Raw genomic sequence first — 13,525 nt, 5'->3', positions numbered from 1 at the left:
TTTCACAACCAAGCCTCCCGCGACAGGAGACCCCCATGCCGATCGAAATTCTCATGCCCGCCCTTTCCCCCACCATGGAGGAAGGCACGCTTGCCAAATGGTTGGTCAAGGAAGGGGATACCGTGCATTCGGGCGATATCCTCGCCGAGATCGAAACCGACAAAGCCACCATGGAATTCGAAGCCGTGGATGAAGGGATCATCGGCAAAGTGCTCATCCCCGATGGCAGTGCGGATGTCAAAGTGAACACGCCCATCGCGATTTTGCTCGAAGAAGGCGAAACTGCGGATGATATAGCAACCACCGCGCCGCAAACGCCGGCAGAGGCACAGCCTGCTGCCGCGGCTGCGGAGGTGGCTCCCGCAGGGGGCTCCGACAAAGCCGCCCCTGCCCTATCAAAAGACGGGTCGCGCGTTTTTGCATCGCCGCTTGCCCGCCGGATAGCAGGTCAAAAAGGGTTGGATCTGTCGCAGATCACAGGCAGTGGCCCACGCGGACGGATTGTCAAAGCCGATGTTGAAAATGCCACCGCAGGTTCTACTGTTGCAGCGGGCGCGGCCCAAACCCCGCGCGTCCAACCGTCTCCTGCTGTTGCAGCCGGTCAGGCCCTCGCCAGCGGTCCGTCATCCGACACCATTGCCCGCATGTACGAGAACCGCGATTATCAGGTCGTTGAACTAAATGGCATGCGCAAAACCATCGCCGCGCGACTGACAGAAGCCAAACAAAGCATCCCGCATTTCTATTTACGCCGCGACATCCAGCTTGATGCACTCTTGGAGTTTCGAAGCCAGTTGAACAAGCAGCTAGCAGCACGTTCGATCAAGCTCAGCGTCAATGACTTCATCATCAAGGCCTGCGCCAATGCATTACAACAAGTGCCAGAGGCCAATGCTGTTTGGGCCGGTGACAAAATCTTGCAATTGACCCCGTCCGATGTGGCAGTTGCTGTTGCCATCGATGGCGGTTTGTTCACCCCGGTTTTGCAAGATGCCCATCACAAATCGCTCTCGGCCCTCAGCGCGGAAATGAAGGACCTTGCAACGCGGGCCCGCGACCGCAAACTTGCTCCGCATGAATATCAAGGCGGCAGTTTTGCGATTTCAAACCTAGGGATGTTTGGCATCGACAATTTCGACGCGGTGATCAACCCACCGCATGGTGCCATTTTGGCTGTCGGCGCAGGGGTTAAAAAACCGGTAGTGAACAGCGAAGGTGCATTGGCCGTGGCCACCGTAATGTCTGTCACCCTCAGTGTTGATCACCGCGTGATTGACGGCGCGCTTGGCGCACAACTTTTGCAAGCCATCGTGGAGAACCTAGAGAACCCGATGGTTATGTTGGCCTAAACCTATCCATTTTCTAACACCAAAGGCCGGTCAATCAGACCGGCCTTTTTGTCGCTCATTGAGACTTATCAGGCTTTGCCGTGCAACAGCTGATCCATTTCAACTGACGGCTGATCGCAGCCTGCTTTGCCAACAATCCGCGCCGGAACGCCCGCAACTGTTGTGCAGGGCGGTACTTCTTCAAGCACAACCGAACCTGCAGCAATCCGCGAGCAATGGCCAACACGAATATTGCCCAAAACCTTTGCGCCCGCGCCTATCAGAACACCGTTGCCAATTTTTGGATGCCGGTCCTCTTCTTCTTTGCCGGTGCCGCCCAAAGTCACGGAGTGCAACATCGATACATTGTCGCCCACAACCGCAGTTTCACCGATTACGATGGAATGGGCGTGGTCGATCATAATGCCCCGGCCGATTGTGGCTGCCGGATGGATGTCGATGCCGAACACTTCGGAGCAACGCATCTGAAAGAAGTAGGACAGGTCTTTGCGCCCCTGTTTCCACAACCAATTTGCAATGCGGTGGGCTTGGATCGCTTGGAACCCTTTGAAAAACAACAAAGGCTGTAAAAAGCGAAGGCAGGCTGGATCGCGTTCAAAGGTGGCGGTGATATCAGCACGCGCTGCCATCGCCAGATCCGGTTCATTGCCATAAGCCTCGTCGCAGATTTCACGAACGATTTGCTCGGACATTTCTGCATTGGCCAGTTTCAACGACACGCGGTAGCTCAGCGCCCGTTCCAACGTCGGGTGATGCAGAACCGAATAGTGAATCAAACCGCCCAACAGCGGTTCATCCACAACGGCTTCTTCGGCCTCGCGCATGATGCGAGCCCAGACGGGATCGATTTCCGCCAGTTTTGCGCGTCTCTCTGCCATCAGTGATCTCCTTTGACCAATCCAGACTAACAGATAGTACACATTTTGCGAAACGCAATTCTGTGATGGCTCCTGTCACAGTTAAAAATACCTGAAAGTATTGGCACTTGAAGGAAGTATTCAAGTCTCAAGGAGTTCTTTTCCATTTGTTCCGAACCTGAAGCGCGTTGAATACAATACTCTGACATTCAAGGTATTCTTGATCATCCAAACGCGGTTCGCGACCCGTTGGCCGTTTCAAGGCGGCCGCCATCAGGGTTCCATTTCCCCACATTGCGTGCGCCTTCTTGAACCGTTTGCGGTAGCAATCAGCCGCATGGGCTTCGCGCAGCAGTCTTGCCGCCAATTGCCTGCGCTGTGCAGGCGGAACGGGCAACAAAGCCCGCGCCGCTGCGCTGATATCGCCGGGCAAGACCGGTCTCATGGTTGACAATCGATCACCGCAAACGGGCCGGGGCCAAAGCGCTCAGAAACCTGGGCCACCGCAATCTGAAAGGGCCCACTGATCCCATCCAAAAACCGGTTCAATGCGCTATAGGTCCACTGAGCAACTGCGGTTTGGGTTTCTCGGACAATCGTGTCGCCTTGCTGAACCCGTACGATATAAGTTTCCTTGTCCTCCCCAAGCGGCACCTCGAACCCTTCCCAATCATCGCCGTCGATCCGCGTGCGCCGCACCCAAGAGATCATCAAGTCTGCCATCAAAGTTGGCATGCTCGCTGCTGCGTCGGAATCTGACGCGTTCATTTCTCCCACCAAAACAGTCGTTTTCAAATGCGCCGGACGGTAAGGGCGAAGACCATTGCCCTCAAAAGCCTGCACCTGATGTACAAAGACAGCATCATCATAAGACCTGTTTGCCTGGCCAATCCGGTAGTGTCGTTCGATCCGACGCTGCGCAGCACTGAGCGGGATCTGCGAGGGGGCCCCATCCAGAAGCACAACCAATGATCCAGCCGGCCACACTGCTGGCATTATGCCATCGCTGCCAGCCTGACCGCGTAGCCTGTGCGAAACGAGCCAACGATCTTCTGACAACAGTTGGGCATCGCGAAACTGAAACAGTTCCCAATTTCCGGAGGTGCCATCACCAATTGCCATCAAATTCGCGCCGGAAAGCAATGCTTCGTCGCTGACGGATTGTAGTGCCCCTGACAGAAGTTGAACTTGCAGGGCATCACCCCGGTCGATCAACCCTGCCTGAGCCGCTGGAAAGGACGTTTCAGTGATCCCGACAGCCGATTGCGCAGAAATGGTATCAACCAAGGAGTAGTCCGCATCCGTCGCAGAGTCATAGACCGCAACTGCGCCCGTCCAGGGTTCGGCAGCCAAGGCCAAATGCGGCGCATGTGCGATCTCATCCCCTCCCATCAAGGGTAAATCCATAAAGATTGGCATCACTGGCATAGCCGGTGTGAAAGGCCGCAGTGTCACACTGTCTTCCGCATAGTCTGATGCTTCGTAGACGTCGGGCTCAATACGGACCGCATCAACGATCTGGTGATCCATGACGTCAACACGATCTATCCGCGCCAAGGTCGGACCTGACTTGGACGGCAGGCGGACGATATCCCCTGCCCCCAAGGATAACTTGGACGGCGGTAAGGCAAATCGCAGGCTGTCGCGCCCTACCCGGGCCTCTGCCAACCAGCGTTCTGCGGTTTGCAGGCCCTCTCCGCGTGTCATCGCCAAGGCCAACTCGGACTCCGCCACTGCATGGGTTTCTTCGTCAGGCAAAACCGCCTCTTCTGCTGCAACCTGATGATCGGCATCTGCCAGAACAAACCGTAGCCGCACCCTTCCCGCCATTTCGGCTTCGGCAGCTCTGACCTCGCTTAGGTCACCGTCGATTTCATCGCTGATCGCAAGATCTTCGTAAGCGATATCAACGGCTTTCAACCCATCGCGCATCCGAAAGACCAATTGACCATCGCGTTCGATGGCATCAAAACCATACGCCAGCATCAGGGATTGCAGCGCCCGCCGCCCATCCGAGATATTGGGCTCTACAAACCCGCGCACAACGCCGTATAAGCCTGTGGTGTCGATCTGACCGACGCCCGCCCGATTACAGATCTCGGTGACAACCGACGCCAAGGAGCGGGCAGACACCCGCCCGTTTATCCAATGACCGCGGCGGTAATTCGGCCCATCCGACCAGAGCGTGTCATTGGCAGGAAACCATGGAAAAGGCCGCGCATCCCACGCCCAAACAAAGGCATGATCCATGTCCAGCATCTGCCCCCCGTAAATGTCGGAGACGGGATTGTTTGAATCATTTCCCCAGTGGCTCAACATAGCACGCAGATATTGGCGCTGTATGGTTTCATCGCGCAAACCATTGGAATAATGCGGAAGCGAGGATTCCGAGGATTTGGGATCAAGGAACTTATTGGGTTGGTTTGCCCCTTTGTTGATCGCTGCACAGCCTAATTCGGTGAACCAAATCGGTTTGGACTGTGGCTGCCATGACGTCGGAGCGTTGTCACGAACTCCTGCACGGCGCTCGTGGTGTGGTTGTCCCCACCAGTTGCGAATATCTTTGTAGCGCCACACCCAAGGTTCATCATAAGCGCCATCGTCAATCGGTACGCGGTCTTGGCTGTCGCGGGCCGCAGGCGATGCGTAATACCAATCATAGCCTTCACCGCCTTCGATATTGGATTTCAGGTAGTCCGTATCATAGACGGTGCCCCAATGGGCGTCCGCATGTTCTGTTCCGTCGCGCCAATCCGCCAACGGCATATAGTTGTCGATACCGACAAAATCGATGTTCGCATCGCTCCACAGTGGGTCAAGATGGAAATACAAATCCCCAGATCCATCCTGCGGGTGATATCCAAAATATTCCGACCAATCCGCCGCATAACTGATTTTGACCTGCGTCCCCAAAAGCACCCGGCATTCGGCTGCCAGCAGTTTCAGCTGTTCAACCGCTGGAAATCCATTTGCCCCGCGAATTTGTGTCAAGCCGCGCATCTCTGAGCCAATGCAAAACGCATCGACGTCGCCAGCCAAAGCGCAAAGCGCGGCTTGGTGCAGGATAAACCGGCGGTAACCCCATTCATCCGGTCCGCTATAGACAACGGTTCCATCGACAACCCCGAAATCAGCCGCGCTTGCTGTACCAAAGAAGTCGGCCACTTCACTGTCGGCATCAGGCGTTTGATCTGGCGATCCGCTTTGCCCCGGCGCATGGCTCAATGTTATGCGCCCGCGCCATGGTAATCTGGGTTGATCTGGGCCGCCGGTCCACGGGTCTTGCAACCCGTTTATTTCCAACTGGTCCATCAAAATGAAGGGATAATACATGACTTTGAGGCCCTGCGCGGCCATCCGGCGGATCGCCTGAACAACCGATTTATCCGTCGGCGTACCGCCATAGACGACCTGTTCATCGATGGTCGGCACAAGGTCCGCCGTTTCACGGTCAAGGCCGCTCACACCCCAAGGCATGTCGTCGGAATCAAATTCCTTTTGTTCAATTTTCGGTTTTATCTCACACGAGCCGCAGCGCAGATCATTGCCAAACCAGCTGACCACAAGGGAGGTCGCCCCGCAATTTGGCAGCTCGTCTTGTAGCTGGGTCAGGGAGGTGTTGAAATCAGGCTGCTCTGATGGTGAGTTCACATTCACCACCCCGCGTTTGGACGGTAATTTGATCCAGTCAATCGGCAGCTCCAGCCCGAATTTCCAATAGGTCAAATATACAGGTTCTGTCGCCAACCCGTATTCGCCCGTGCCCGGAACCACAGCCACGCCTTTGACGGCCAAAGGCACATCTTCACTGTCGGCCAATTCCGGACGGGTGACTTCAAAGCTGAATTGCGGCACCCGGTTGCCAAAACTGGCAAGCTGGAGATTTTCCATTACCACGTAAGCAGTCCCGCGATAGGCCGGAACCAGACCGGTGCCTTCGATGGCTTCCATTGTGGGGTCAGGCTGCTGGTCTTGGCTGCCATAGTAGACCTGCATATTAAGGTCCTTGACGGGGACTTCGGCCCCATCCGCCCAGACGCGGTTTACGCCGGTGATTTCACCTTCGCACAGTGCAACAGCAATGCTGATCGAATAGCTAAAGGCCTTAACCGTTGGTTGTGACGGGCCGCCTTTACCCCCGCCTCCGGATTTTTTCACATGCTCTTTGAACTCTGTGGCCCAAATCACATGCCCCCCGACCCGCATCCGGCCATAGACCTGCGCAATCGGCGCACCTTCACCTGCGCCGCTCAGACGAAACCGTTCAATGCGGCCCGTTTCAATGACATCCGACCCTTGCCCTAGCAAACGCTGGTCCAACGACCGCCCGACAGAGGCACCGATAAAGCGCCCGACAGCAGTCATCGAAAGTCCCAAGAGCGAACCGCCCATCGAACTGCCAAGTGCTGCGCCCGCAGCTGAAAGAAGGATAGTCGCCATCACTAGATCTCCAATGGTAGGGCAAACCGCGCTACAATGCGCTTGGCCCATTGGGGGCCGAGGGCGCTCTCAATCACACCGTGCCCGCTGTAGGCATGTATGAAAGAGGCCCCCGACCCGGATTTTGTTTCGATATCCGCCTGAATGCCTATGTGTTTGGCCACCGCATTGTCCCGCATGCGAAATAGCAAAACATCGCCGGGCGTTGCGGACGTCAATGGCTTGGGTCTCAGATGGCGCACCGCTGCACGCCAAAGGCGTTCGTCGCCCTGTGGTTCTGACCAATCCATGCTGTAAGCCGGAATCTTCTCTGGCTCCGGCCCGATCACTTCGCGCCAAACCCCGCGCAACAATCCAAGGCAATCACATCCAGCCCCCTTGAGCGAGGTTTGATGCAGGTAGGGCGTGCCAATCCATCCGCGGGCCGCTGTCACCACGCCCCTCATCTACGGCTACCGCCGTTTTGTTTTTTGGCCAGCGTAGGATGTACTGTGACCCAATCATCCTCTGGAATGTCAGGAAATCCCTGAAAGTTCAGCAAATTGCTAAACTTGACCCGGCAGCTTTCCATGCGTTTGTCACAGCCCGCTACAAGCCGGATCACGTCACCTGCCGCAACCATTGCCCGCAAGGGTTCCCATATTTCCACACGTCGCGGTACACCGGAAGAAAATCGGTCGCGCTTGATTGCGCCGGTCAGGCCAGCGGCCGCACCGCTGATAATTTCCAACCGTCCACGTTGGAACCAGTCAGGGTCAAAACCCGCCAGACCTTCGAACTCGAACACCCGATTTTCGGCAGTCGCCAAAACCGGCACCTCCGCAAAGTACCCCGGAGTGTCCAAATCAAATTGGCAGTTGCGATCACCCAATACCGCCGAGCAAGGTTTTTGATACCCTCGACCAATTGGCCGGCCCAACGCTTCGGTCAATCCACGCAGCTCTGCATGAAAAGCCCCGCCGCCGCGGCGCATTTCACCAATAGAGCCGCGAAACATCACCCTGCGCGCCTCAACATTTGCCCAATTGACCAGCCAAGCCGTTACCTCGGCCCCATCAAATCGGCCGGCAGCAATGTCTTCTTCGCGAATGGATGCATCACTCAGCGCACCCATGGCTTCGGTGTTGTCCACCGACAGACCGGTGGCTTGTTGCAAAGCCTTGGCCGACAGACCAGAGTCTGCTTTGAAGGTGTAACCATCAAAACTGAGGTCGCAGTCATGGTCCGTGAATCCGAATTGAACCCCGTCTTTGCGCGTGACAGACCAAGCGCGGCAAACCGATGCAACACCGGCTTGCAAGTGGGTATGTAGTGCTTGTGCTGTTGGCATCAGACCCGAACCTCCACCACTGGAACATCCGGCACCTGACCCGCCTGAAAGCTGGCCATTGATACACTAAGCCGATCCGTGTCGAACCGCACTGGAACGTCAAATTCAAACCCAGCCGTGATTTCTTCACCCGCCAAAGGTGGAACATCAAAAGTGATCAATCCGGTGTTCACGTCGACCTCAAAGTCCACACCGGTCGAACGTTCCGCCCCTTGAACGGCCGCAACGACACTGCCCTCCACGGGTTTGGTAATCGGGCGCACATAGGTCGCGGCCCCTGAACTATAGCTCTTTGTCAGCTGAAAACTGCGACTGGTCCCGTCTCCCAGAGCAATCAGTTGATCGTCAGCCCCTGGTCGTTGTGACGGAGCGCAGGATTTATAGTCAGCCCAATCCTTCCACCGAAACCCGAAAAGCTGACCTTGACGTGCTTCAAAAAACGCAATCAGCTGTTCTATATGATCCAGCGACCGCAACCCAAGCCCCGCATCATACCGCCGGCGCGAATGGGCCCAAGGCGTGTTGCGCTCTTCGAAACCGCTGGTCAATTGCACAATGTCCGTGCGCCGTTCAGGGCCGCCGACTGAGCCAAAGCTAAGGTCCGTTGGGAACCGAATTTCATGAAATGACATGTTAGTCTCCGATCACCTGTTGCGTGCGCCAGCGCCCAAGACGCGGCTCATCTGAGCGGCGATTTGCGACTGGCTGCGTTGGAACCCCTGCACATCCGGGGATTGGATATTCATCACGATATTGACCGGGCTGCCGCCGCCAGCACCCCGCACGCCCAACTTGCCATCAGCGCCGCGTGCCAGTGGCATGATTGCCTCCGGACCCGCTTCGCCCATCAACCCCATTCCGCCGCGCATTGGAAAGTTGACCGGCCCGTTAACCACGCCGCCATTGGCAAAAGGCATCACCCGCCCTTGAGAAAAGCTGCCCCCCTCCGCAAAGGGCGTATAGGATCCGAACATCGCAGCCGCCCCGCTGGCCATCATGCCGCCGATATGATCCGATACAGGCCGCACGGCCGCCTTCCATGCCGCGTCGATCATGGAGTTGGCCACCGTTTTCAACGCATCCGACAGCTTCATACCGTCTAGAACCACGCCATCAATTGCCCTCGTCACGCCAGAACTTAGCGTCCGCTCAAGCCGCGCCGCGCCCTGACCTGTTGTTGTGAAAGTCTCTTGGACACGGCGCATTTCGTCATCAAATTGCGCTGCAACGCCAATTGCGCCTCCAAGTGAGGATTCCAACGCCTCAACCTGCCCTTGCAGATCATCGATCATCTCGCTTTTTGTCATCGCGGTGCATCTCCTTTGTATTGTGGGGTCATGCTGTCCGGAAACGCGCTCATAAGCTCATCAAGCCGCAAGCGTCCCATCGGCGTCGCCCCCTCCCCTTCTCCGAGCAGCAGTTGCAGTTCGGCCGGGGTCAAATCCCAAAATTCCTGAGGGCGCAGGCCCAGCCCGCGCATCCCTGCTCGCATTAATGTTGGCCAATCAAACCCGCGTTTATTGTCCGGCATCCGCGTGCTCCGGCAGCATAAAGGCGCGGGCCAGAAGTTCGGCCGCCGCACGGGTGGCCGCCATGGGCCCACCGGCGATTTCGGCATCCAGCAAATCTTTGGTCTGCCCTTGCCAACCGCCGCCGCGCAGGCCCGCCACGACCAACGCCAACACATCGCGTGTGTTAAATCCGCCGGTTTCAAACCTTTGCACCAATTCAACCAAAGTACCGCTCCCGATCTGGGTTTCCAACTCAGCCAAAGCGCCAAGGGTCAGCCGCATCAGGTGGCGCTTTCCATCAATGGTCAGCGCCACCTCTCCCCGCCAAGGATTGGCCATCACACCACCGGAGCCGCAACAAAGCTGAGCGCTCCGGCAGAGGCCATTGAGACCTCATAGGTTGCCTCGCCATTGTGAGAGCCCGAATATTCGATACTGGTCACCTGAAACGCACCTTCGACTGTGCCAAAGTCAGGGATAATCACCTGAAAATCAGGGATTTCACTATCGAAGAAGATTTGCCGTGTCCGTTCGTCACTGGCGGCGTCCTTGAACACACCCGAGCCAGAGATACTGGCCGATTTGACACCCGCGCCTGCCAGCAATTCACGCCAACCTTCCTGGCTTTCCAGCGATGTCACATCAATCTGTTCAGCGTTAAAACTGATCCGCGTAGCCCGCAAGCCCGCCAGTGTTTCAAACGAACCACCGCCTGTCAGATCCACTTTTAACAAAAGGTCTTTTCCGTTCTGAGCACCCATAGCCATCACTCCGTTTTAAAAGGTCAATTGTCTTCCACGCGGGCGCGGAAAGTCAGGTCGATCCGGCGAAGTCCGCCGGTTTCGCGTGTTGCTTTGGCCTTGCGGAACCACAGACCGATCAATCGGCCTCGGCCCAATACCAAATCCGCCTCGTGCAAAGCGTCACTGATTGCGCCAGCTGCATGTTTTGCCGCCAAAAAACCGGATGTTTGCGTCACCACAGACACGACGAAATTGTGCCATGCTCCGGCATCACTTCCGTCACCGGCCTCTGTCACTGTTTCCGGCCCTAAGGCCACGTAAATATTGGGCAATTTTCCACTGGGTAAAGCGTCAAAGATGTTGTTGTCTACCAAGGCACCCAATGTACCGTCCGATTGCAACGCCGCAAAAACAGCGGTCTGCAAAGGACCTGAAAGCGCGTAACTCATGCTGCCAACTCCTCTTCGCACTGGCAGATCAAATAGGCCCCCTTGGGCTCATCTTCTGTCACGGCTTCAATCCGAAAAATGCGCGTTCCAAGACGAAACCGTTGTCCTGCCGTCGGCCTGTTCGTTTGCCCCTCTGGGGCTCCGCGGACCCTGATTTGAAATCCGAAAACCGACAGCGCGCCGACTTCGCCTTCAGTCAAACGGCCCGATCTCGGGCGCACATTCCCCCAAAGCGTTCCAAGCTCCTGCCATACTTCGATAAATCCACCCGCACCGTCATTACTGCGCTGCATGGATTCGAGCACCAACCGCCGGTTCAACGCGATCCGTTTCATACGCCTGCCCCAAGTCTAACGACACAATATCGGGCAATAAGACTGGTTACCCCAAAAGGCATACACCCCTGACCAAGCGCGGTCTCATCACGGTATTCGTAATAGTGCGCCGCCAGCAAAAGCACCGCCTGGGCAAGATCACTGGGCAAGTCTGCAAAACTGGGTCCATACCCGGCGGTCACTTGGATCACGGCTTCGCCCTCTGCGGGGATGGAGGGCAGAATCGATCCGACTGGCTTCAACTTTGGTTCAAACGGATCCTTTTGCAGACGAAACTCTTCGATCTGAAGTTCATTATTGCTCCCTAGTCGATCGACCAATGTGACAGCGTTGATCGCCTCAACGGGGGCAATCGGCAGGTTTTGACCTGAGCTGCTGCGCCACTTCGCAAACCGCACCAAAAAATCGCGAGAAATTAATGCTTTGCCCGTTCGGCCTTCCACTGCTGCAAGTGCAGCGCGCAAAAACGAAGACAGGACCGCGTCTTGCAGATCATCTTCGGCAAACCCGCTGCCCAGCCTTAAATGACGCCGTAGCGCATCAATCGGAAGGGCCGCTTCGGGCACCTGAGTTTCTTCCACCAACATCATGTTTCTTCTCCGAATTCCCTAGGCTTGCCTCAATCCCCCTGCCTTGACGGGCGCGCGCCGCCCACGCTGCACGGGCGGAGGGGGATTGCTGGACAACATCGGCTGCGCGCGCCCTGTGAGAGGCGGAACCTGCCCCCGCCTCTCATCTCGTGACTGCGCGCTTAGGCGTTTGAACAACGCAGCAGTTTGATCGCAGCAAAGTCGCTTACATCGCCGCCAACACGTTTGGAGGCATAAAACAGGACATGCGGTTTGGCGCTAAACGGATCGCGCAGAACACGAAGGTCCGGGCGTTCGGCAATGGTGTAACCTGCTCCAAAATCGCCAAAGGCGACAGGTATAGACCCTGCGTCGACGTCTGGCATATCTTCTGAAATCAATACCGGATAACCCAGCAATCGCGCTGGCTCACTTGCAGCAAGCCCATCGGCCCACAAATGGCGACCATCGGCATCCTTCAGCTTGCGCAATGCGCCCGCCGTCCTTGAATTCAAGACAAAGCTGGCACTGGCGCGATACTGCGCGCCCAAAGCGTAGACCAAATCGATCAATGCATCGCCATCGCCCAAACTACCAGCAGCGCCGGACTGCACGTAACCAAGGTTGCCCCAAGACCAAATGCCATTGTCGACAGAGGTGTGGTTCAAAAAACCGCGCGGCTTGTCAACACCATCACCGGTGACAAAAGCAGAGGCCTCGGCGCGGGCAAACTTTTCCGAAATCCGCCCCGCCAGCCAGTTTTCCACGTCGAAGGCGCTGTCATCCAACAAGCGTTGCGAAATCTTCGGCATCGCATTGAGTTCGTATAGTGGAATTGAAATCCGCTCGATTGTCGGAGTTCCGGTTTCAGCCGGAGAAGAGGCCTCATCGGCCCAACCCACGCCGGTGTCGTTCTGATCGATCAACACGTCGAAAGACGTGGCTTCTACATTGACGACGCTCGAAATCGCACGGATCGACGCAGTGGCCGCAAGCGTTGACTTAATAGTTTCAGAGGTCACCGGATCCACCAGATATCCGCCGTCGGAATTCACCGCCGTGGACATGGCTTTGCCTTCCAGCTCCAAGCCGCGCAAACCATCATCGTCGCCGGAACGCAGATAGGAATCGAAGGCTTTTTGATGGGGAGCATCAACCTCTGCGCGGGTTGACAGAACAGGACGTGCCGCAACGGCAGATTTGTGATCAAGCATAGTCAGTCGCTCTTCTTGTTTATGTAGTTTCTTTTGAAGGTCAGCCTGTAAGGCCCTGAAATCCCCAATTAGTCCCGCCATCGCGGCACTTACCCGGGCGACCGGAGGCATATCTTCCCCGGTCCGAGACTTGGTCTCGGCTGTACTCATGTACCTATTCCTCATGAGTGGCGCGCGTCAGTCGCCCGCCAGGTTACGGCGGGCGTCCTCAAGGACATCCGCCAGTGCAGCCCAGTGGTCACTTTCAGGGTCATCCCCCTTGGCCGCCACTCGGGCACTGGGCAGCATTGGAAAGGTCACCAAAGACACTTCCCAAAGCTCCAGTTCGTTCAAGAGCCGTTGGCCCTTGTCATTCTTTGATGATTTTACGGTCCGGTAGCCGATCGACAGGCCGTCAATCGCGCCCGCCTCAATCAACGCGGCGGCTTCGCGGCCGCGCTCGACACTCTCCAGCAAGCGGCCTTTGACATACAAACCGCGGTCGTCTTCGCGCACCTCGTCCCAGATCCCGATCGGTTGTGCAGGGTCGTGCTGCCACAGCATTTTCACCGCCCGCTGATCACCAGACAATTTGGTCAGCGACCGGGCATAGGCCCCCTTTGTCACCACATCACCGCCTTGATCGCAGGCCCCAAAAAGAGAAGCATAGCCCTCAATCTTGGTCCCTTCGACAAGGGTCACATCCGCATCAAAGCGGCAGAACTTGTGTTCCAGATCCATGTTCCGTC

General features: G+C 56.6%; 16 protein-coding genes. 1 reads left to right on the top strand and 15 read right to left on the bottom strand.

Annotated features, from left to right (window positions below; translation table 11 throughout):
- The first annotated feature begins 35 nt into the window (after window positions 1–35).
- Window positions 36–1,349, top strand: coding sequence for a pyruvate dehydrogenase complex dihydrolipoamide acetyltransferase (locus C8N36_RS01220; protein WP_097802773.1), 1,314 nt, complete (start codon window positions 36–38; stop codon window positions 1,347–1,349).
- A gap of 68 nt (window positions 1,350–1,417) precedes the next feature.
- Here C8N36_RS01220 and cysE read toward each other — a convergent pair whose 3' ends face one another.
- The 15 genes from cysE to C8N36_RS01145 all read right to left on the bottom strand — a co-directional run bounded on the left by cysE (window position 1,418) and on the right by C8N36_RS01145 (window position 13,517).
- The gene (gene cysE, locus C8N36_RS01215) at window positions 1,418–2,227 is read right to left on the bottom strand and encodes a serine O-acetyltransferase (RefSeq protein ID WP_097802774.1); all 810 of its coding nucleotides are present in this window, start codon (window positions 2,225–2,227) and stop codon (window positions 1,418–1,420) included.
- Between the two features lie 127 nt (window positions 2,228–2,354).
- On the bottom strand, window positions 2,355–2,639 hold the full coding sequence (locus tag C8N36_RS01210; protein ID WP_245910692.1) for a DUF7742 family protein: 285 nt from the start codon (window positions 2,637–2,639) through the stop codon (window positions 2,355–2,357).
- An 8-nt stretch (window positions 2,640–2,647) separates the two neighbouring features.
- The gene (locus C8N36_RS01205) at window positions 2,648–6,646 is read right to left on the bottom strand and encodes a baseplate multidomain protein megatron (protein WP_097802776.1); all 3,999 of its coding nucleotides are present in this window, start codon (window positions 6,644–6,646) and stop codon (window positions 2,648–2,650) included.
- Window positions 6,647–6,648: 2 nt separating this feature from the next.
- On the bottom strand, window positions 6,649–7,092 hold the full coding sequence (locus tag C8N36_RS01200; protein WP_097802777.1) for an NlpC/P60 family protein: 444 nt from the start codon (window positions 7,090–7,092) through the stop codon (window positions 6,649–6,651).
- Window positions 7,089–7,976, bottom strand: a complete 888-nt coding sequence (locus C8N36_RS01195) for a DUF2163 domain-containing protein (RefSeq protein WP_097802778.1) — start codon at window positions 7,974–7,976, stop codon at window positions 7,089–7,091. Before C8N36_RS01195 ends, C8N36_RS01200 begins: the two co-directional genes overlap by 4 nt.
- Complete coding sequence (locus C8N36_RS01190) at window positions 7,976–8,608, bottom strand: DUF2460 domain-containing protein (protein ID WP_097802779.1); 633 nt, start codon at window positions 8,606–8,608, stop codon at window positions 7,976–7,978. Before C8N36_RS01190 ends, C8N36_RS01195 begins: the two co-directional genes overlap by 1 nt.
- 12 nt (window positions 8,609–8,620) lie before the next feature.
- Window positions 8,621–9,283, bottom strand: a complete 663-nt coding sequence (locus C8N36_RS01185; RefSeq protein ID WP_097802780.1) for a phage tail tape measure protein — start codon at window positions 9,281–9,283, stop codon at window positions 8,621–8,623.
- On the bottom strand, window positions 9,280–9,507 hold the full coding sequence (locus tag C8N36_RS01180; RefSeq protein ID WP_097802781.1) for a rcc01693 family protein: 228 nt from the start codon (window positions 9,505–9,507) through the stop codon (window positions 9,280–9,282). Before C8N36_RS01180 ends, C8N36_RS01185 begins: the two co-directional genes overlap by 4 nt.
- Window positions 9,494–9,826 (bottom strand): gene transfer agent family protein, encoded by a 333-nt coding sequence (locus tag C8N36_RS01175; protein ID WP_097802782.1) that lies wholly within the window; start codon window positions 9,824–9,826, stop codon window positions 9,494–9,496. The genes C8N36_RS01180 and C8N36_RS01175 overlap by 14 nt, the downstream gene beginning before the upstream one ends.
- On the bottom strand, window positions 9,826–10,248 hold the full coding sequence (locus tag C8N36_RS01170) for a phage major tail protein, TP901-1 family (protein ID WP_097802783.1): 423 nt from the start codon (window positions 10,246–10,248) through the stop codon (window positions 9,826–9,828). The genes C8N36_RS01175 and C8N36_RS01170 overlap by 1 nt, the downstream gene beginning before the upstream one ends.
- 23 nt (window positions 10,249–10,271) lie before the next feature.
- The gene (locus C8N36_RS01165) at window positions 10,272–10,679 is read right to left on the bottom strand and encodes a DUF3168 domain-containing protein (RefSeq protein ID WP_097802784.1); all 408 of its coding nucleotides are present in this window, start codon (window positions 10,677–10,679) and stop codon (window positions 10,272–10,274) included.
- Complete coding sequence (locus tag C8N36_RS01160; RefSeq protein ID WP_097802785.1) at window positions 10,676–11,014, bottom strand: head-tail adaptor protein; 339 nt, start codon at window positions 11,012–11,014, stop codon at window positions 10,676–10,678. The genes C8N36_RS01165 and C8N36_RS01160 overlap by 4 nt, the downstream gene beginning before the upstream one ends.
- On the bottom strand, window positions 11,011–11,604 hold the full coding sequence (locus tag C8N36_RS01155; RefSeq protein WP_097802786.1) for a head-tail connector protein: 594 nt from the start codon (window positions 11,602–11,604) through the stop codon (window positions 11,011–11,013). Before C8N36_RS01155 ends, C8N36_RS01160 begins: the two co-directional genes overlap by 4 nt.
- A gap of 161 nt (window positions 11,605–11,765) precedes the next feature.
- Window positions 11,766–12,947, bottom strand: a complete 1,182-nt coding sequence (locus tag C8N36_RS01150; protein WP_097802787.1) for a phage major capsid protein — start codon at window positions 12,945–12,947, stop codon at window positions 11,766–11,768.
- A gap of 27 nt (window positions 12,948–12,974) precedes the next feature.
- The gene (locus C8N36_RS01145) at window positions 12,975–13,517 is read right to left on the bottom strand and encodes an HK97 family phage prohead protease (RefSeq protein WP_097802788.1); all 543 of its coding nucleotides are present in this window, start codon (window positions 13,515–13,517) and stop codon (window positions 12,975–12,977) included.
- Between the last annotated feature and the right edge of the window lie 8 nt (window positions 13,518–13,525).

Origin of the sequence: Pelagimonas varians, assembly GCF_003208435.1 — a bacterium.
GTDB lineage: Bacteria > Pseudomonadota > Alphaproteobacteria > Rhodobacterales > Rhodobacteraceae > Pelagimonas > Pelagimonas varians.
This window is presented reverse-complemented; position numbering and strand designations above follow the sequence as displayed.

Bases quoted from the DNA above. Each gene is read 5' to 3' on its own strand.
- C8N36_RS01165 (WP_097802784.1), bottom strand. From the start codon at position 10,679: ATGAGTTACGCGCTTTCAGGTCCTTTGCAGACCGCTGTTTTTGCGGCG.
- C8N36_RS01155 (WP_097802786.1), bottom strand. From the start codon at position 11,604: ATGATGTTGGTGGAAGAAACTCAGGTGCCCGAAGCGGCCCTTCCGATT.
- C8N36_RS01200 (WP_097802777.1), bottom strand. From the start codon at position 7,092: ATGAGGGGCGTGGTGACAGCGGCCCGCGGATGGATTGGCACGCCCTAC.
- C8N36_RS01220 (WP_097802773.1), top strand. From the start codon at position 36: ATGCCGATCGAAATTCTCATGCCCGCCCTTTCCCCCACCATGGAGGAA.
- C8N36_RS01205 (WP_097802776.1), bottom strand. From the start codon at position 6,646: ATGGCGACTATCCTTCTTTCAGCTGCGGGCGCAGCACTTGGCAGTTCG.
- cysE (WP_097802774.1), bottom strand. From the start codon at position 2,227: ATGGCAGAGAGACGCGCAAAACTGGCGGAAATCGATCCCGTCTGGGCT.
- C8N36_RS01185 (WP_097802780.1), bottom strand. From the start codon at position 9,283: ATGACAAAAAGCGAGATGATCGATGATCTGCAAGGGCAGGTTGAGGCG.
- C8N36_RS01145 (WP_097802788.1), bottom strand. From the start codon at position 13,517: ATGGATCTGGAACACAAGTTCTGCCGCTTTGATGCGGATGTGACCCTT.
- C8N36_RS01150 (WP_097802787.1), bottom strand. From the start codon at position 12,947: ATGAGTACAGCCGAGACCAAGTCTCGGACCGGGGAAGATATGCCTCCG.
- C8N36_RS01170 (WP_097802783.1), bottom strand. From the start codon at position 10,248: ATGGGTGCTCAGAACGGAAAAGACCTTTTGTTAAAAGTGGATCTGACA.
- C8N36_RS01195 (WP_097802778.1), bottom strand. From the start codon at position 7,976: ATGCCAACAGCACAAGCACTACATACCCACTTGCAAGCCGGTGTTGCA.
- C8N36_RS01180 (WP_097802781.1), bottom strand. From the start codon at position 9,507: ATGCCGGACAATAAACGCGGGTTTGATTGGCCAACATTAATGCGAGCA.
- C8N36_RS01190 (WP_097802779.1), bottom strand. From the start codon at position 8,608: ATGTCATTTCATGAAATTCGGTTCCCAACGGACCTTAGCTTTGGCTCA.
- C8N36_RS01160 (WP_097802785.1), bottom strand. From the start codon at position 11,014: ATGAAACGGATCGCGTTGAACCGGCGGTTGGTGCTCGAATCCATGCAG.
- C8N36_RS01175 (WP_097802782.1), bottom strand. From the start codon at position 9,826: ATGGCCAATCCTTGGCGGGGAGAGGTGGCGCTGACCATTGATGGAAAG.